The organism is Pseudoalteromonas ulvae UL12 (assembly GCF_014925405.1).
In the GTDB taxonomy this organism is placed as follows: Bacteria; Pseudomonadota; Gammaproteobacteria; order Enterobacterales; family Alteromonadaceae; genus Pseudoalteromonas; species Pseudoalteromonas ulvae.
On sequence record NZ_AQHJ01000029.1, the window covers coordinates 112,508 to 131,084 of the forward strand.

Below are 18,577 nucleotides of genomic sequence, written 5' to 3' on the forward strand. Positions count from 1 at the left end.
GTTATTATGCGGTTATATTTTACACATCATATTTTCATTGATTGTGTTTTAGGTCAAGATTTAATGAATCATACGCAATAAAAAAGGCCGCACTTGCGACCTCTTATTGAGTTTAACTGGCAAGCGTTATTCGCCTTTACTCATAAACTCAATTGATGCTTTAATTTCATCATCCGAACAGTCCATACAGGTACCGCGAGGAGGCATAGAGTTAAAGCCATTGATAGCGTGATCTAATAAGACATCCATACCTTTTGCTACGCGTGGAGCCCAATCAGCTGGCGTTTTTGGAGCACCGAGTGCACCCGTACCATGACAAGCAAAACAGCTTGCTTGGTAGACTTGTTGGCCAGTACGTGGACCTGCAGGAACCACTGGACCGGCTGGTTTATCACCTTTCAAATAAACAGAACCAATCGGTGCTAAACGACTTTTGATCGCTTCTTCTGTCATTGAATTATCATAAGCCTGGGCTGTTGCTGTTGTTGCTAGCAGTAAAAATGCTGCGGATAGTTTTTTCATTGTACCTTGCTCACTTCGATTAGAACGCGATCAAACACGATAGACGGAAATTAAACCAATTATAACGCCAGCGACGAATTTATAAAATGCTTAGAGGCTGTATAAACCTATAAAAACCAAAAAATTTGCGTTAGCGCAAAGAATTCGGACAAATTGTATTTCTCACGTCATGGTTTTTTGTCTTCTTTAACAGGTTTATTTAGCCGAAATGCTTTTTTACATATAAATAATTAAAACTCGGCTTAATTACGTTAATATGGCTCAAAGATGTAAAAATAGGTGTTTATTGCCTGTTTTTAGCCGAATAATGATGTGTTTATTGTTTAATTAAACACTATTTTGTAAGTAGTTGGAGGTTCTGGCATGAAACTAGCCTGGCGAGTTTTGTTGGCGATTAGTGCCATTGGCTTTTCTAGTGCGCAAGCACTGGTCAATGCAAAAGATGTAGAAACATTTACATTAGATAACGGTTTAAAAGTGATCGTATTAGAAGATGACTCGATCCCTAATGCCAATATGTACACTTTTTGGAAAGTCGGTTCTCGTAATGAAGTGCCTGGGATTACAGGTCTGGCGCACTTTTTTGAACACATGATGTTTAATGGCGCGAAAAAATACGGCCCTAAAATGTTTGACCGTACAATGGAAAATCACGGCGGTCGTAATAATGCTTACACGACAGAAGACTTAACCGTGTACAGTAATTGGTTTCCTGCTGCGTCTTTAGAAATCATCTTTGATTTAGAAGCCGATCGCATTGCCAATTTAGATATTAATCAACAGGTACTTGAAAGTGAGCGTGGTGTGGTGACTTCAGAAAGAAGCACAGGCCTTGAAAACTCGAATTGGCGCACTTTATCTGAAGAAGTAAAAGGAGCGGCATTTCGTGCTCACCCCTATTCGTGGTCGGTGATTGGTCATCAATCAGATATAGACAGTTGGGCACTTAAAGACTTAACTGCATTTCACAAAACTTATTATGCTCCAAATAATGCTGTGATGGTGATTGTTGGTGCCGTTAAAGTGGCGCAGGTTAAGCAATTGGCAACCCAATATTTAGGTCCAATTGCAGCGCAAACTCCACCAGAAGCAATTCGTACGATTGAGCCTGAGCAGCGAGGAGAGCGACGAGTGTATATCGAAAAAGCATCCGTTTCTTCACCTAACATCATGATGGCTTATCATGTTCCGGCGACCTCTAATGTTGACTATTATGCTTTAACTTTGCTTTCTGACATTTTATCAAGTGGTAAAAGTTCACGTTTGAATCAACAGTTAGTTGATAAGCAAATTGCGTTGGATATTGCTACTTATTTACCGCAATCGTTTGATCCTAATTTATTTTATGTTTATGGCATTGCTGCAAAAGACATCGATGCAGTTCAATTAGAACAAGCTTTAGTGCATGAAATAAATCGAGTTATTAAAGAAGGTGTGACTGAGCACGAGCTTGAAAAGGTGAAAAATCAACGTCTCGTTTCTTTATATCGAACCTTAGCGACGATAGATGGTAAAGCAGATCAAATGGGCACGTATGAAGTCTTTTTTGGCGATTATAAAAAGCTATTTAATGCCCCTGAAGACTTTTCTAAAGTGAGCGTTGCGGATATTCAACGTGTTGCTGCAACCTATTTAGTTAAAAAGAACCGCACTGTGGGTGTATTAGCAATGCAGGAGGATAGTCATGAAAATGATCTTTAATACTTTCGCTTTCTTGATGTTGGTAAGCACTACAATTGTCCATGCGACCAGCTTCACTTTTCCTCAGTATGAAAAAATGGTGCTGGATAATGGCTTAACTGTTTATTTACTTGAGCAGCATGAAGTGCCACTGATTGATATGTCGGTTGTTGTTAAAGCCGGTGCAGCTGCTGAGCCTCAGCGACCAGGAGTTGGGTATTTAACGGCGCAAAGTTTAATGTTAGGTACACACAAGTTGAGTAAAAGTGACATAGAAGAAAAACTCGACTTTATAGGTGCGCAAGTCAGTGTCTCGATGAATCAAGATGCGGCGCAAATGAATGCATCGTTTGCCGCAAAAGATCAAGCGGTTGTCATGGCGTTAGTTCGCGATATGCTAGTGCAACCTAGCTTTGATACTAATGAGTTTAATAAATTAAAAACCCGCCATCAAAGTATCTTGAGTCAGCAAAAAGAAAGCCCTCAAAGTGTTATTACGGCTTATTTCAGTCAACTTTTTTACCAGCAGCATCCATATGGCTTACCTGCCTCTGGTGATGAGGTGAGTGTAGCTAAAGTGGAATTAGAAGACGTGCAGCGTTTCTACCAAACTCATTATGTTGCTAATAATAGCGCTGTAGTCATTAGTGGTGATTTCAATAGCGCAGCCATGAAGGTTCGCATCCAAGCTTTATTTGCCTCTTGGCAGAATAAAGAAGTGTTACAATCGGTTATCGCAGCTGTTAACGAGCCCAAAAAAGCACATGTCTTGTTAGTGAATAAAGCCGATGCCAATGAAACGACGATTTTAATTGGTGGCCAAGGCATCCCTAAAAATGCCAAAGATGCTGCGCAACTCCAAGTGATCAATACGATTCTCGGTGGGCGCTTTACTTCATGGCTCAACGATGAACTAAGAGTCAATAGTGGTCTTACATACGGTGCAGGTAGTGTGTTTAAAAGTCAAAAACACGCAGGTGTCTTTTACATCACCACTTTCACAAAAACCCAGACAACCATAGAAACGATAGACTTAGCATTAAAAACATATAAAAAACTATGGTCAGCAGGAATTGATGAAGCGACTTTAGCCTCCGCGAAATCGTATGTAAGAGGGCAGCTTCCTCCTAGATATGAAACCAGTGGTGACTTAGTTAACTTTTTAACCGACATGTTTGTGTATGATATCGATGCAGGCTTTATTAATGGCTTTGAGCAAGCAATGGATGAATTGACACTCAAGCGAGCAAACGAGTTAGTCGTCAACTATTTACCATCAGAAAACCTTCAATTTGTATTGATTGGTCAAGCTGAGGCATTGCGCGAACAGGTCAAGAAGTATGGCGAGGTGAAGGAAGTAGAGATAACCCAACCTGGGTTTGTTTTGTAGTCATTGAGCGTGTACTGACCTTGGAAAAAAGTCAAACAGAGATGTTTGGCTTTTTTTGTGATGCCTAAAGCTTGGAGCATGGCGAGCTAACTGAGCTTAGATGTTTTTATCGTGAACAATTCTACCTAAAGAATAAAAAAATATAAAAGGATCACTAGGATCTTTGATCCTTTGTGGTAAAGTATCGCCTCTGATAATTAAGCCGTGTTAATTATCTAAGTCAAAGCAGTACATATTAATATTTTCCACATTGGTAAATTATAAAAAAAATAATATTCTTACCGAAAATTATTTTATATATCCTTTAAAAGTAACAGGTTACATAAACTCCAGATTATTTTATTAGCCTGGTGAAATTACTCCTGCCTTTTTATCTACAAACTTATCCACAGTTTATTCTGATTCATCTGTGTTTAGATTGTCGTTGTGACTCGTTTTCTGAAAGGCCTTATGGCATGCTTGATTATCAGAATGCATTATTAAACTTTATTGATTATAGGATCCTTTAAAATGGCGCAGATCCAAGAAAACCCCCTTATTTTAGTCGATGGTTCTTCCTATTTATTTCGTGCTTTTCATGCGCCGCCACATTTAACAAATTCCAAAGGTGAACCCACAGGCGCGATCTATGGTGTGGTGAACATGCTTAAAAGCTTGGTTAGACAGTTTGATCCAAGCCATATGGTGGTGATCTTTGATGCGAAAGGTAAAACCTTCCGTAATGATATGTTTGCTGATTATAAGGCTAACCGCCCACCGATGCCGGATGATCTGCGCTCACAAATTGCGCCTTTACATGAGATTATTCGTGCTATGGGTCTTCCGCTGATCAGCATTGAAGGGGTGGAAGCGGATGATGTGATTGGTACCTTTGCGCGGATCGCGACTGAGCAAAAGCGCAATGTATTAATTTCTACAGGTGATAAAGACATGGCTCAATTGGTCAACGAGCATGTCACTTTGATTAATACAATGACAGATACGGTACTCGACCCAGCTGGAGTTACGGACAAGTTTGGTGTACCACCAGAGCTGATCATCGACTATTTAGCCTTGATGGGCGATAAAGTCGATAATATTCCAGGTGTTGACGGATGCGGTCCAAAAACAGCGGTCAAGTGGCTTGATCAATTTGGATCTTTGACTGGTGTACTTGAAAATGCCGATTCAGTGAAGGGTAAAATTGGCGAGAAGTTACGTGCAGCACTTGCACATTTACCACTGAGTTATGAATTAGCGACCATTAAATTAGATGTGGCAGTAGATGCAGATCTTGAGCAGTTAAAGATTCAAGATGCCAATAGTGATGAGCTGATCAAACTATACGGTGTGTGTGAGTTTCGCCGCTGGCTTGCAGAATTACTCGATAGCAACCCATCAACGTCTACACCTCAAGGAACTATCGCTCCAGAACTAGAGAGTCAGCAGCCCGTTCAGGCCGCGATTGAAACGGATTATGAAACTATTTTAACAATGGAGCAGTTTGATTCGTGGCTTGAGCGTTTAAATTCTGCAGACTTATTTGCATTTGATACAGAAACAACCAGTTTAGATTATATGCAAGCCGAGTTAGTCGGGATGAGTTTCGCTGTTGAAGCAGGTAAGGCTGCTTATTTACCGATTGGCCATGATTACATGGGGGCACCAGAGCAGCTTGACCGTGATGAAGTGCTTAAAAAGATCGCCCCATTACTTGCAGATGAAACCAAAGCAAAAGTGGGGCAAAACTTAAAATACGATAAAAGTGTACTCGCACGTGCAGGCTTAGTGCTTAATGGCATTAAATATGACACCATGCTTGAGTCTTATGTCTTAAATAGTGTTGCAACACGTCATGATATGGACTCGTTGGCGCTTAAATATTTAGGCCATAAAAATATCAGTTTTGAAGAGATCGCTGGCAAGGGTAAGAATCAGCTGACTTTTAACCAAATCGAGTTAGAAAAAGCCGCGCCTTATGCCGCTGAAGATGCCGATATTACATTGCGTCTTCATCAAGTACTTTGGCCAAAACTCGAAGCAGATAAAAAGTTAAAATCTGTTTTTGAAGAGATTGAATTACCCCTCGTAAATGTGTTGTCTGATATTGAGCGTACCGGTGTCGAAATAGATAGCGCGATGTTAGCCAAGCAAAGTTTAGAGATCGGCACTCGTCTTGAGCAACTTGAAAAAGAAGCGCATGAATTAGCGCAAGAGCCGTTTAATTTAAGTTCTCCAAAACAGCTTCAAGCCATCTTGTTTGAAAAGCAAGGACTGCCAGTCATCAAAAAAACCCCTAAAGGGGCTCCTTCTACGGCAGAGGAAGTATTGCAGGAGTTGGCGCATGATTACCCGCTTCCTAAGTTAATTATTGAGCACCGTGGTTTGTCGAAATTGAAGTCAACCTATACAGATAAGCTTCCGTTAATGGTTGATACACACACCCAGCGTGTACATACATCTTACCATCAAGCGATTACGGCTACAGGGCGTTTAAGCTCGACTGATCCGAACTTACAGAATATTCCGATTAGAACAGAAGAAGGACGTAAGATCCGCCAAGCGTTTGTCGCAGCGAAAGGCTATAAAATTGTTGCAGCCGATTACAGCCAAATTGAATTACGTATTATGGCTCATTTATCACAAGATAAAGGGTTGTTAAATGCGTTTTCACAAGGGCTCGATGTGCATAGTGCGACGGCTGCAGAAGTTTTCGCTGTACCGGTTGAAGAAGTCACAACCGATATGCGCCGTAAAGCAAAAGCTGTTAATTTTGGTTTAATTTATGGAATGTCAGCATTTGGTTTAGCGCGTCAACTTGATGTGCCTCGCCATGAGGCGCAGCATTACATCGATAAATACTTTGAGCGTTTCCCTGGTGTACTCGACTATATGGAAACCACTCGAGAAAAAGCCGCTGAATTGGGTTATGTCGAAACTCATTTTGGTCGTCGTTTATACCTGCCAGAAATAAAAGCACGCAACGGCGCACGCCGTAAAGCCGCTGAGCGCGCAGCAATCAATGCACCTATGCAAGGAACCGCGGCTGATATCATTAAAAAAGCAATGATAACAGTTAACTCGTGGGTAAAAGCGCAACCAGACAATACAGTAAGGTTATTAATGCAAGTTCACGATGAATTGGTCTTTGAGATACAGCAAGAGTGTGTTGAATCATATACTCAACAAATCTGCCAGCTGATGTCTGAAGCTGCGGATTTAGATGTACCATTAATTGCAGAATCCGATCAGGGCGATAACTGGGATCAAGCACATTAATTTTTGAAACGTTTGGCGTAACGAGAATAAAAAGTTGCGTCGAACGTTAATGAAAATGATGGGATTGTAAGTAATTGGTAAGCATTGTGTAGGGATTGAGCAATTAGTTGCAATTGTTTACAAAGGCGCTTTATTTCTGCTGGGGGCTTTGCTAAAGTGCGCGCCGTCCTACTTAGGTAGGCATCCTGTTGATGATGTATCTGCCTTTTTGGAGGTACAGCGTATTAATAGCTTCTCCCCAGAATTGCTATAACCGGCTTATTGTATAATAAGCCGGTTTTTTTATTTATTCGGCAGAATTGCCTGACTCGGTAGGCTCTTTATCTTCAGGAGCTTGATGGATAATCTCTCCTAAATACCAGTTGTCGAGTTGTTTGCCAAGCTCAGGTAAACCAATGCCGTTGAGTGATGAAAAAGCATGGACGGTGATATCACCCTCAAGCTCTTTTAATTCTCTACGAACACGCAGCACTTCGCCTTTGCGCTTACCTTGTTTATATTTGTCTGCTTTAGTCAGCAACACCAACACTGAAATTTTGCTGTCAACAGCCCAATTAATGAGGTCGCGATCAAGATCTTTTAATGGATGGCGAATATCCATTAGAATAACAAGCCCTTTTAAGCTTTTGCGCTTTTCTAAATATTCCCCAAGCGAACGCTGCCACTTCTTTTTCATTTCGATTGGAACTTTAGCATAACCGTAACCGGGTAAATCGATTAAGCGCATGTTGTCGCCTAAATCAAACGCATTGATTAATTGCGTACGACCTGGGGTTTTACTGGTTTTAGCAATTTTCTTATCTGTTAATGTGTTAAGTGAACTGGACTTGCCAGCATTTGAACGTCCCGCAAAGGCCACTTCTATGCCTGTGTCAGGTGGGAGTTTGCTGATATCGGGCGCGCTGGTTATAAAAGTTGCAGCACTGTATTGTACACGTGATTTAAGCACAGTGACTCCTTAAGGTATGCTGGGATAGAGGCAGGCTAGCTGCGAAATGTTAGATTTATCTGTCAATTGGCCATTTTATACTAATATCAATAAAATGTTGAGTAACTATCGAGTCCGATTAACGCCTATAAGGTAAAAAAAGGCCGAAACTTATTAATCTAGGTCAAAACCCTTATATTTTATAAGTTTTTACTTGGCATAAGACGTGCCAGAGAAATTAATATCGTGTAGAATAAGATTCTAATGCTGGTAGATATACCTGCATTGCAGGTTAATAGGGTCGAAAACAGAGAATCCACCATGAAAAAAATAGCACTATCTTTAACTATGTTGTTTGGTGCATTGGCTGCAAACAACGCAACTGCATTTGATGGCGATGCAACTGCAGGTAAGGCAAAGTCTGCAACATGTGCAGCGTGTCATGGCGCCGATGGCAATGCGCCAATTAGTATGTATCCTAAAATTGCGGGTCAACATGCTGAGTATATCTACAAGCAATTAGCAGAATTTAAAACCGGTATGACTTCGGGCGGAAAAGAAGGTCGTATGGATCCTGTAATGAGCGGTATGGCGATGCCATTGTCTGATCAGGATATGAAAGATCTTGCTGCATATTTTAGCTCTTTACCAATTCAAGAGGGTGAAACCCCTAAAGAAGTGGTTGAAGTTGGTAGTAAATTATTCAAAGCTGGCGATGCAGAACGTGGTATTCCTTCTTGTGCGTCATGTCATGGCCCACGTGGAAATGGTACTTCTTTAGCTGGTTTCCCGAAAATTTCTTCGCAACATCCAGAATACGTCAAGTCACAACTTGAAAAATTCAGAAGTGGCACACGTAATAATGACTTAAATGGCATGATGCGTGACATCGCGAAAAAATTGACTGATAAAGACATCGAAGTATTATCAAAATACTTAAATGGCCTTCATTAATTAATAGAACGTTTAAAAAAGCAGCTAAGGCTGCTTTTTTTGTGTCTGTGACCTTGAGATATATCTCACAAAGAATGTAAGTAATTAGCTAGCTTTACGTGTGCGTAAAGTCTCTTTGTGAGCTTTTGATAAGACTTAAGTCTATGTTATTTCGCGGATTGGAAAAATCAGATTAAAATTTTATTATTTATTTTATATAAACCAGTTGTAACAAAATTATTAACAAGTATATTAACCCCTGTCGCAGAGACAATAAAAACAACATGGATAGACGTAAATACGGAAGTTATAGCGATAAATTTGTGCAAGGGGAAAGAACATAAGACATTTGATTTTATGTTCATTAATGGAATGATAAGAAAGCGTCAGGAAGACCGAAAATAATAAAATTCATGGAAGTTAAATAATAAAAACAATACGGATAGAAAAAAATAATAAAAATATGACTGAAGACATAGATCGAACAGTCGAAGGGAGAGGTGTCCAGATCACTAGACACTCGAATTAGCAGGCGGTAGAGCAATCTACCGCCTTTTTATTTGTTTTTTTGTTATACTCACGCCAATATACTTTATCTTAGTGTTTATATGACTCTTAGTTGCACGTTATGTGACTCAACAGAAGTAACACATTTTTTCACCGACAAACATCGTGAATACGTTCAGTGCAAGCAATGTTCATTGGTTTTTGTACCTGCTCAGTTTCATTTGACGGCTGAGCAAGAAAAAGCATTGTACGACAAGCATGAAAACCATATTGAAGATAAGGGATACCAGGCCTTTTTAAGTCGGGTTGTTTCCCCATTACAAACATATATAGCTCCACAAAGTGATGGACTTGATTTTGGGTGTGGTCCAGGTCCTGCACTGGCGCATATGTTAACAGGATTAGGTCATACCATGAGTGTGTATGATATTTTTTACGCACCTCAGACAGATGTACTCACAACACAATATGATTTTGTAACGTGCACAGAAGTCATTGAACATTTTCATACTCCCGCGAAGGAGTGGACAATATTAACTGAGTTAGTTAAACCACAAGGAACCTTGGCGGTGATGACTAAACTCGTAATTGATAAAGATAGATTCTCTAACTGGCATTATAAGAGCGACCTCACACACGTTTCTTTTTTTAGCCAAACGACTTTTAAGTTTTTAGCGCAGCGTGATGGATTAAGTGTCGAGTTTTTTGGCAATGATGTGATCCTCTTTAAAAAGCCATAACTAAATTCTTAGCCTTGATGTAAAATGACTCCAATTATTGAATGGTTGATAGCAAATGAGCAGAAAAAAATCTCGTAAAGGTGGCAGTAATGGCCCAACACGATTAAGTAAAGATAAATTGAAAGAATTACGTGCATTGAAAGAAAGCCGTGTTAAAGCTCAAAAGGGCAATAAAGCGGGCACACGTAATGCTGTTGAGGCAAAAAAATCTCAGCAAGATGATCAAAAAAACAAAGATCATCAAGCAGGGAAAGGTAGTAAAAAGCCAATTAGCTTAATGATCGAACCTAAGGTTGTTGAGCAAGAACCCGTTTTAAAACGCCATCTTAAACCTCAAGCAGAGCTTAAGAAAGCCGCCCCTCTAGAATTGACAACAGAGCAAGAACTGGAGCAATTAGAAAATGATCAGCGATTACTCGACTTGATTGATCGCCATGAGAGCGGTGAGTTACTGGTAGGGAAAGACGCGAAGTATTTCAATACTAAAGTCGCACGCCATCAAGCTTTGTGTGAGTTGCTGGGTATTGATGATGAAGATGATGAGGCAAGTGGTGACGATTTGCTGGATCAATTTATGTCAAATAATCTTGCTGATGAATGGCTTGATGAGGAAGATGATAAATGAGTATGTGGTTAATCGTAAGCTTAGTGTTAGGTACGATTATTATTGCAGGCCTTGCATATTATGCTGGTCGCTTGTTAATTCAAGTCAAAGCGCAAAATGCACAGATCGCAGCCAAGCAAGCTCAATATCAAGCCCAACAGGCCGAAAAAAATCTCAAATTGTCTGACAGTATCAATTTGATTGCCAAAGCAATGAAAGAAAAGCAATGTGAATACTCTGAAGGCTGTTTAAGAATTTGGGTATTAATGTCGCAATATCAATTTGAGCAGGACGTTGATCTTATTACCGAATATCCGGGAGTGCACAAAATGTATGAAGTCGTCAAAGATATGCCGACCCATCAAGCCCGAAAAAAATATTCGAAAAAAGAGATCTTTCAGCAAGACTCTTTACGTTGGCGTAAAGAGGAAGAGTTAGCAGAAGATATTATGGGTGATTTAACCTTGATTATTGAACGCTTTCCTGCGGATCCTGCCACTAAAACGGTGATGTCAGTATAAATTTATTGATTATAAAAAAGGCTGCACAAATATGTGCAGCCTTTTTTTTGTTTATATCACCTGAGAAAAGCGCGTAAGCTTAGCTTGGCGTTGTAAGTGTGCATCAAATGCCATGCAAATGATGCGGATAAACAATAAACCTTTAGGTGAAACCGTAATACCGTTTTCAGTAATACTGAGCATGTTATCTTGCGCTAACCCATGCAGTGAGGTTAACGCTTCTTTGAAGTATTGCTGGAAATTGATTTGATAACGGGCCTCAAAATCTGCAAAGTCTAACTCAAAATGACAAATCAGCTGACGAATAACAGCAGCACGGATGCAATCATCTTCACTTAAAGTGAGTCCTTTAACGACTGGAATGTCACGTTCGCTAACGGCTTGATAATACTCTTTGAGATCTTTTGGATTTTGAAAAATGCTATCACCGACTTGAGAAATTGATGAGACACCTAAGCCAAGCAGATCACAATCACCGTGGGTAGTATATCCCTGAAAATTTCGATGAAGTTCACCTTTTCGTTGTGCAATAGCAAGGCTGTCGTCCTTTTTAGCAAAGTGATCCATACCTATGAGTACATACCCAGCTTGTTCCATCTGCGCCAAGGTATTTTTAAACATAGCGAGTTTTTGAGATGCAGATGGTAAGTCCTGCTCACGGATTTTTCGTTGAGCGGCAAATCGGTCGGGTAAGTGGGCATAATTAAAAACCGAGACTCTATCAGGTGAAAGGGCGATTAACTTATCCATTGTTTCAGTAAAGCTCTCTGGCGTTTGTAATGGTAGCCCATAAATCATATCTGTATTGACGGATTTAAAACCTAATTGACGCGCTTCAACAACTAAATTAGCAACATTATCAGCACATTGCTCCCGATTCACAGCTTGTTGCACATCATCATTAAAATCTTGAATCCCAAACGAGACTCGGTTGAACCCTAATCCTCTTAAAGTTGGCAGCATGCCGTTGGCTAAAGAACGTGGATCAATTTCGATCCCTTTTTGCGCATCAGCCGTAAAGGTGAAGTGCTTATTGAGTGAATTAACCAAACGAGCCATTTGTTCGGTTGTTAAAAATGTGGGGGTCCCGCCGCCTAAATGCAGTTGGTCAACTTGGTAATGTTGATATAACTTGGCTTGCGATGCCATTTCTTGTTCTAAAAAATCAAGATACAAGTCCGCTTTATGCTGATGGCGGGTAACGATTTTATTGCATCCGCAGTAATAGCAAAGTTGATGGCAAAATGGGATATGAATATATAAAGACAGAGCCTTATTGGTCGAATGACTGATCGCAGCCCTCACGTTTTCCTCGCTGTAGCCATCTTGAAACGATAAAGCCGTTGGATAAGATGTGTAGCGCGGACCAGATACATTGTATTTTTTAATGAGGGAATCATCCCACTCGATAGAATTTTGCACGACCAATACTCTCTCAAATTAATAATTTCGCACATTATAAGCAGCTGAGAAATACACTCATTGATCTGGCACAACTTTGTTTGGTTTAAGCTAGGCTGATTGAAAGTGATAAATTATTCAATCTAAGAATGTTATAAGTCGCTTAGTGACTTAGGTTAATTTTAGTTTCGAATGTGTGATTTTTATTAACCTAACAGTGCGAGCTTAAAAGATAAGTGTAGTAATTAAGTTGCTAAAATTTTCATTTTAGGGGTTATTTTGAGTAACTTTGCTGCGAATATGTTTTTTGTTTTTTCTGGTGAAGTGCTGGTTGTTTTTGGTTATAAATAACTTGTTTTATATGTTTTTTAGTTTTTATGTTGCTGGTTTTATATTCATTATTGATTAAATTAATATGCACATAACAACTGGTTTGATGAGTATCTTCGGTGAAAATGCGGTTAACGTCTGTAAAATTACGGCTCAAATTAAATTGACTGAGATTTTTGCAGTTTGGCAGTATTTTACTTGAAATTCTGGTTAATAAAGGTATCGTTAAACTCAATAGCGAATTTTATCTCACTCTCACATTTAACTTCTTGCAGGAAAAAATCGCCCCATGTCAGACTTTAGACAACAAGCTTTAAATTATCACGCTGAACCCGTTCCAGGTAAAATCAGCATCGAGTTAACTAAATCAGCAGAAACGGCCAAAGATCTTGCTTTAGCATATAGTCCTGGTGTTGCTGAGCCTGTTAGAGAAATCGCTGCGAATCCTGCGGATGCTTATAAATATACAGCCAAAGGTAATCTTGTTGCGGTTATTTCTAATGGTACCGCGATTTTAGGCTTAGGTAATTTAGGGCCACTTGCTTCAAAACCCGTTATGGAAGGTAAGGCACTGTTATTTAAACGCTTTGCAGGCATTGATTCGATTGATATCGAAGTAAAACACCGTACTACAGAAGATTTCATCAATACGGTTGAGAACATTGCTGACACCTTTGGTGGTATTAACTTAGAAGATATTAAAGCCCCAGAATGCTTCGAGATCGAAAAAGCGCTGATTGAGCGTTGTGATATCCCCGTTTTTCATGATGATCAGCATGGCACAGCTATTGTAACCGCAGCGGGCATGCTTAATGCGCTAGAAGTACAAGGGAAGAATTTACATGACGCGCAAATCGTGTGCCTTGGCGCAGGAGCTGCTGCAATTGCGTGTATGGAATTATTAATTAAGTGTGGTGCCCAGCGTGAACATATTTATATGCTTGATCGCAAAGGTGTGATTCACACCCGCCGTGATGATTTAAATGAATATAAAGAATTGTTTGCCAATAATACTGATAAACGTACCTTGCAAGATGTGATTGCAGAAGCTGATGTATTTGTCGGTGTATCGGGCCCTGATTTAATTACTGCGGATGATCTAAAGCTAATGGCTGACAAGCCTGTGGTGTTTGCATGTTCAAATCCAGATCCTGAGATAAGTCCAGATGTAGCGCATTCTGCACGCAATGATTTAATTATGGCTACAGGGCGCTCTGATTTTCCAAACCAAGTAAATAATGTGCTTTGTTTTCCGTTTATTTTTCGAGGTGCGTTAGATGTGCGTGCTAAAACGATTAACGATGAAATGAAAATCGCTGCGGTCAATGCTATTCGTTCAATTGCAAAAGAAGCGGTGCCTCAAGAAGTGCTACAAGCCGCTGGGGTTGATTCGCTTGAGTTTGGTAAAGACTATATTATTCCTAAGCCGATGGATCCTCGTTTACTTCCACGAGTTGCTCGTGCTGTTGCTGAGGCGGCTATTGCATCAGGCGTTGCGCGTATCGCGCTGCCAGAAAACTATATGCAATAAGCATGGTAAATCACACAATAAAAAAGCCTCAAAATTGAGGCTTTTTTTTATTCATCTTCGAGTATTGGCAAGTCTAACCCCATGTTTGTCATGATTGCTCTTACTTCAGCAGGAACATGCTCAGGGTTATCTTTTCTTAAATCTTCATCATTTGGCAGTGGTTGGCCAGTAAACGCGTGCAGAAAAGCTTCGCAGAGTAATTCACTGTTTGTGGCATGGCGAAGATTATTCACTTGGCGACGTGTACGCTCATCTGTTAATACTTTTAACACGTTAAGCGGGATAGACACGGTGATTTTTTTCACTTGCTCTGATTTTTTACCGTGCTCTGCGTAAGGGTGAATATATTCACCATTCCATTTTGTTGCCATAAGTTTAGATTGCCTTTTAATAACTGCGTGCCTGTTTGCCAATGAATTAGTCTGAAGATAAAAATATTATCTATAATTTTTAGTTATTGGCTTTATCGTGGCGAAATTTTATCGGTTTAAAATATATAGTCAATTATCATTTATTTAGCTATTTAGACGTATAAATGTTTTGACTTCTCATCTTTAGTAATCTAACCTTTTGGACGTCTAAACATCCAACTGTTTGCGGGTTTTAAAATGAACAAAGCTAAAAAAGCAACTATCGCAGTGCGTAAAGGAATCGAAGCCGATAAACATCATGGCGCAGTCGTTCCTCCTCTTTTCTTATCAACGACTTATTCTTTTGCTGATTTTGATACTAAACGTGCTTACGACTACGGTCGAAGCGGCAACCCAACTCGCGATGTTTTAGCTGAGACATTGGCTGAACTCGAAGGTGGTGCCAAAGGTATTGTCACAGCAACGGGTATGGCTGCGGTTCATTTGGTCACTCAACTGTTGTCGAGTAACGACACACTTGTTATCCCACATGATTGTTATGGTGGCAGTTATCGTTTATTCACCAGTTTAGAAAAACGTGGTTTATTAAAATTAAAAGTCGTTAACTTCACCCTAGACAAAACCTTTGCTGAAATTGAAGCACTTAAACCTGCACTAATTTGGATTGAAACACCAAGCAATCCATTATTGCGCTTAACAGATATCGCAAAAGTGGTTGAAACGGCCAAAAATTGCGGTGCCTTGGTTGCGGCTGATAACACCTTTTTATCTCCTGCATTACAAAACCCTATCGAATTTGGCGTTGATATTGTTGTGCATTCGACGACTAAATACATTAATGGTCATTCAGATGTTGTCGGTGGTGCGGTTATCGCTAAAACGACTGAGTTGGGCGAAGAATTAGCCTGGTGGGCAAACAATATTGGTATTACCGGTGCGCCATTTGATAGTTATTTAACACTTCGCGGTATCCGTACATTGAATGTTCGTATTAAGCAACATGAACAAAATGCATTTCTAATTGCTGAGTATTTAGAGCGTAGTCCTTATGTTAAGAGTGTTTACTACCCAGGTCTTGAGTCTCATCCTCAACATGTATTAGCGAAACAACAGCAGCGTGGGTTTGGTGGTATGGTCAGTTTTGATATTAAAGGTGATATCAACGATGCTGCACGATTCTTAACAAATTGTCAGCACTTCACACTGGCTGAATCTTTAGGCGGTGTTGAAAGCTTGATTTGCCACCCTGCGACCATGACACATGCAGGTATGGAACCAAAAGCTCGTTTAGAAGCGGGTGTGGGTGACACGCTTATTCGGATTTCTGTTGGCATTGAAGATGTGAATGATCTTTTAGCTGATCTAGAGCGCAATTTTGAGCAGGTTCGCCCAGGGCAAAGCCAATTAAAGTCTAATGCTGTTAAAGCGCCAGACAACGATAAAACATCCGATAACTGTGCGAATTTTGTTAGTCCTGCACATATCGCATTATGGTAATTAAGATGAGTAGAGCAGTTCATAAATTTGGCGGATCGAGCTTAAGTAGTGCCAATCGTTATCACGCCGTTGCAAATATAATTCTAAGCCAAGCATCTGAAGGAGATGTGATTGTCGTTTCGGCTGCAGGTAAAACAACCGATACCTTAGTTAAACTTTGGCAAAGCTACCAGCAGCAAGATCAACAGGCTTTGTCTGATGTGCTTGCGTTGCTTGAGCAACACCAAAGTGAATTAATTCAAGAGTTATTAGTAGCGCCATTTCAGCAATCAGTTTTGTCTGCGCTTGCGGGAGAGTTGGCCGATATCTCAGAACAAATCAATACCGCTCAGCTGCAAGAAGCGCAGTTGCTGGCGCATGGAGAATTATGGTCAGCAAGGTTGCTGGCTCACTATTTGAAGCAATTAGATGCCAATGCACGAGCATTTGATGCACGCCAATTGCTCACCTTGGCCGATGGTCAACTGCAGCATGAGACAAATAAGCAAGCGTGTGCGCAACTAGGATTGACACAATATAATGTTGTTACGGGTTTTATTGCTGCTGATGAAGCTGGTAATACGGTGACGCTTGGGCGCAATGGCAGTGACTACAGCGCAACGCTCTTAGCGCGTTATATTGACGCGCAAAGTGTGTCGATTTGGACTGATACACAAGGTGTCTTTTCGACCGATCCTCGCAAGGTCAAACGGGCGATCCGTTACGGGAAAATTTGTCGTGCTCAGGCTAATTTACTTGCGCGCTTAGGTAACCCTGTGCTGCATGCTAAAACGTTAACCCCCCTTAAAGACTCTACGATCAAATTGGTTGTTCGAAGTAGTTTTGATAGCAGTAGCGCAGCCACAGAGATTGTTACCGAAGGGTTAGCCAAGCAAAAGCGTTTTATCACTAACCTTGATAATTACGATTTACTCAAAGTGGCAGACTTACATGAAGGTGAGGTCGGTGAGTTAAGTCGTGTTATTCAACATGCATTGCATCATTTCGATCACGGTGACGATACTTTTCTATTGGTACCAGCACAATATAGTAATCAGATTTCAGCGCTGCTTACAGGGCGTAGTAACTTGGTTGAATCAAATGTGTCTGGCCTTGCGATTGTCTGTGAGCAAGGCGCTGGCCATACATTAGCGGCGCAAGCAAAAGCGATTTTAGCCGAAAATAATGTCACCTTACGCTTTGTCTCGTCTCATGATGAATATTGTCTCTTATTATGTGAGCAGCAGCTCGATACAGACAGGCTGACAATTCTTCACGATCAACTGGTGAGTGTTTCACAAGAGCTTGCCGTGGTGGTTGCTGGATTAGGCAATGTTGGCGCTGTGTTTATTGAGCAGCTTGAAAAACAATTACTTCGTCTAAATCAATTATTACCTGTTAAATTAGTGGGGTTAGTTCGCAGTCAGCATATGTTATTTAATCCAAGTGGGCTCAACCCTGAAAATTGGGCCGATACATGGCAAAATCAGGCTGTTCCATTTGTCAGTGCTGATTTATTGAATCATTTATCTGAATTAGATTATGAACATAAAGTGGTGATTGATATCACAGCAAGTGAGTCGTTTAGCCAGTTATATCCACAATTTGTTGATGCAGGGTGTCATTTAATTTGTGCAAACAAATATGCAGGGACTGCTGAGCTAAGCTGGTATCAAGCGTTACAAGAAAACTTAAAGTTGCGCAATTTACAATGGCGTTATAACACCTCTGTTGGAGCCGGGTTGCCGATTAACTTTGCTCTAAATGACTTGTTGAACTCTGGTGATAAAGTCGAGCGGTTAACTGGGGTGTTCTCTGGCACATTGTCTTGGCTTTGTGCGCATTATGATGGCAGTCAGCCTTTCTCTGAATTAGTGATGCAAGCTAAGGAAATGGGGTACTCTGAGCCTGATCCAAGAGAAGATCTGTCGGGCCGAGACGTTCAGCGAAAATTACTTATATTAGCCCGTGAACTCGGACTAACACTCGATTTAGATGATATTGAATTAAGCCCATTGATGCCTCAGGCGTTAATTGATGGCGATTGGGATTTCTTTATCGATAATCTCGTGTTACTCGACGAATACGTCAGTAAGCTTGCTGCACAAGCGGCTGCGCAAAATAAAGTGCTACGCTATGCTGCAGAGCTTGAATTAAACGCCGATAAGTTAGTGGCCAAGGTTGGGCTTAAGCCTGTAGACAAAGATGATGCATTAGCGACCTTAAAGCCAGGCGATAATATTTTTGTCATTAATAGCCAGTGGTATCAAGACAACCCATTAGTGATTCAAGGCCCTGGGGCAGGAAAGGAAGTCACCGCTGCAGGGATCCACTCGGATTTATATTGGTTAAGTAAATCGTTAGCAAAATAAGATTAACGCATTT

14 protein-coding genes are annotated in these 18,577 nt (G+C 40.5%); 10 read left to right on the forward strand and 4 right to left on the reverse strand.

Features of this window, described 5'->3' with window-relative positions; all coding sequences use genetic code 11:
• Positions 1 to 126 precede the first annotated feature (126 nt).
• Complete coding sequence (locus tag PULV_RS12940; protein ID WP_086744779.1) at positions 127 to 522, reverse strand: c-type cytochrome; 396 nt, start codon at positions 520 to 522, stop codon at positions 127 to 129.
• A 363-nt stretch (positions 523 to 885) separates the two neighbouring features.
• Between PULV_RS12940 and PULV_RS12945 the strand changes: the two genes are divergently transcribed.
• The 3 genes from PULV_RS12945 to polA all read left to right on the forward strand — a co-directional run bounded on the left by PULV_RS12945 (position 886) and on the right by polA (position 6,850).
• Positions 886 to 2,223: a M16 family metallopeptidase gene (locus PULV_RS12945; RefSeq protein WP_193331926.1), complete on the forward strand. Its 1,338-nt coding sequence runs from the start codon at positions 886 to 888 to the stop codon at positions 2,221 to 2,223.
• Positions 2,207 to 3,592 carry a M16 family metallopeptidase gene (locus PULV_RS12950; protein ID WP_193331927.1) on the forward strand — a complete coding sequence of 462 codons (1,386 nt, stop codon included), beginning with the start codon at positions 2,207 to 2,209 and terminating at the stop codon, positions 3,590 to 3,592. The genes PULV_RS12945 and PULV_RS12950 overlap by 17 nt, the downstream gene beginning before the upstream one ends.
• A 510-nt stretch (positions 3,593 to 4,102) precedes the next feature.
• Entirely contained in the window at positions 4,103 to 6,850 is a 2,748-nt protein-coding gene (polA, locus tag PULV_RS12955; RefSeq protein ID WP_193331928.1) for a DNA polymerase I, read from the forward strand.
• Positions 6,851 to 7,136: 286 nt separating this feature from the next.
• On the opposite strand, the gene yihA is transcribed toward polA, so the two are convergent.
• Entirely contained in the window at positions 7,137 to 7,799 is a 663-nt protein-coding gene (yihA, locus tag PULV_RS12960) for a ribosome biogenesis GTP-binding protein YihA/YsxC (protein ID WP_086744775.1), read from the reverse strand.
• A gap of 300 nt (positions 7,800 to 8,099) precedes the next feature.
• Here yihA and PULV_RS12965 point away from each other — a divergent pair, with 300 nt between their 5' ends.
• From PULV_RS12965 to PULV_RS12980, 4 genes are all read left to right on the forward strand, one after another.
• Positions 8,100 to 8,732: a c-type cytochrome gene (locus PULV_RS12965; protein WP_086744774.1), complete on the forward strand. Its 633-nt coding sequence runs from the start codon at positions 8,100 to 8,102 to the stop codon at positions 8,730 to 8,732.
• Between the two features lie 587 nt (positions 8,733 to 9,319).
• On the forward strand, positions 9,320 to 9,958 hold the full coding sequence (locus PULV_RS12970) for a class I SAM-dependent methyltransferase (protein ID WP_086744773.1): 639 nt from the start codon (positions 9,320 to 9,322) through the stop codon (positions 9,956 to 9,958).
• A 55-nt stretch (positions 9,959 to 10,013) separates the two neighbouring features.
• Complete coding sequence (gene yihI, locus PULV_RS12975; RefSeq protein WP_193331929.1) at positions 10,014 to 10,583, forward strand: Der GTPase-activating protein YihI; 570 nt, start codon at positions 10,014 to 10,016, stop codon at positions 10,581 to 10,583.
• Complete coding sequence (locus tag PULV_RS12980; protein ID WP_086744771.1) at positions 10,580 to 11,083, forward strand: DUF2489 domain-containing protein; 504 nt, start codon at positions 10,580 to 10,582, stop codon at positions 11,081 to 11,083. Before yihI ends, PULV_RS12980 begins: the two co-directional genes overlap by 4 nt.
• A gap of 51 nt (positions 11,084 to 11,134) precedes the next feature.
• Here the strand turns inward: PULV_RS12980 and hemN are convergent, their stop codons facing one another.
• Positions 11,135 to 12,505, reverse strand: coding sequence for an oxygen-independent coproporphyrinogen III oxidase (gene hemN / locus PULV_RS12985; protein WP_193331930.1), 1,371 nt, complete (start codon positions 12,503 to 12,505; stop codon positions 11,135 to 11,137).
• A gap of 598 nt (positions 12,506 to 13,103) precedes the next feature.
• On the opposite strand from hemN, the gene PULV_RS12990 reads away from it, so the two are divergent.
• On the forward strand, positions 13,104 to 14,345 hold the full coding sequence (locus PULV_RS12990; RefSeq protein WP_086744768.1) for a malic enzyme-like NAD(P)-binding protein: 1,242 nt from the start codon (positions 13,104 to 13,106) through the stop codon (positions 14,343 to 14,345).
• A 47-nt stretch (positions 14,346 to 14,392) separates the two neighbouring features.
• On the opposite strand, the gene metJ is transcribed toward PULV_RS12990, so the two are convergent.
• On the reverse strand, positions 14,393 to 14,716 hold the full coding sequence (gene metJ / locus PULV_RS12995; protein ID WP_086744767.1) for a met regulon transcriptional regulator MetJ: 324 nt from the start codon (positions 14,714 to 14,716) through the stop codon (positions 14,393 to 14,395).
• A 237-nt stretch (positions 14,717 to 14,953) separates the two neighbouring features.
• On the opposite strand from metJ, the gene metB reads away from it, so the two are divergent.
• Both metB and metL read left to right on the forward strand, forming a co-directional pair.
• Positions 14,954 to 16,213, forward strand: a complete 1,260-nt coding sequence (gene metB / locus PULV_RS13000) for a cystathionine gamma-synthase (RefSeq protein WP_193331931.1) — start codon at positions 14,954 to 14,956, stop codon at positions 16,211 to 16,213.
• 5 nt (positions 16,214 to 16,218) lie between these two features.
• Positions 16,219 to 18,564, forward strand: a complete 2,346-nt coding sequence (metL, locus tag PULV_RS13005) for a bifunctional aspartate kinase/homoserine dehydrogenase II (protein ID WP_193331932.1) — start codon at positions 16,219 to 16,221, stop codon at positions 18,562 to 18,564.
• The last annotated feature ends 13 nt before the right edge of the window (positions 18,565 to 18,577 follow it).

Excerpts from the sequence above, each read along its gene's own strand:
- PULV_RS12940 (WP_086744779.1), bottom strand. The coding sequence starts at position 522 with ATGAAAAAACTATCCGCAGCATTTTTACTGCTAGCAACAACAGCAACA.
- PULV_RS12945 (WP_193331926.1), top strand. The coding sequence starts at position 886 with ATGAAACTAGCCTGGCGAGTTTTGTTGGCGATTAGTGCCATTGGCTTT.
- PULV_RS12950 (WP_193331927.1), top strand. The coding sequence starts at position 2,207 with ATGAAAATGATCTTTAATACTTTCGCTTTCTTGATGTTGGTAAGCACT.
- polA (WP_193331928.1), top strand. The coding sequence starts at position 4,103 with ATGGCGCAGATCCAAGAAAACCCCCTTATTTTAGTCGATGGTTCTTCC.
- PULV_RS12965 (WP_086744774.1), top strand. The coding sequence starts at position 8,100 with ATGAAAAAAATAGCACTATCTTTAACTATGTTGTTTGGTGCATTGGCT.
- PULV_RS12970 (WP_086744773.1), top strand. The coding sequence starts at position 9,320 with ATGACTCTTAGTTGCACGTTATGTGACTCAACAGAAGTAACACATTTT.
- yihI (WP_193331929.1), top strand. The coding sequence starts at position 10,014 with ATGAGCAGAAAAAAATCTCGTAAAGGTGGCAGTAATGGCCCAACACGA.
- PULV_RS12980 (WP_086744771.1), top strand. The coding sequence starts at position 10,580 with ATGAGTATGTGGTTAATCGTAAGCTTAGTGTTAGGTACGATTATTATT.
- PULV_RS12990 (WP_086744768.1), top strand. The coding sequence starts at position 13,104 with ATGTCAGACTTTAGACAACAAGCTTTAAATTATCACGCTGAACCCGTT.
- metJ (WP_086744767.1), bottom strand. The coding sequence starts at position 14,716 with ATGGCAACAAAATGGAATGGTGAATATATTCACCCTTACGCAGAGCAC.
- metB (WP_193331931.1), top strand. The coding sequence starts at position 14,954 with ATGAACAAAGCTAAAAAAGCAACTATCGCAGTGCGTAAAGGAATCGAA.
- metL (WP_193331932.1), top strand. The coding sequence starts at position 16,219 with ATGAGTAGAGCAGTTCATAAATTTGGCGGATCGAGCTTAAGTAGTGCC.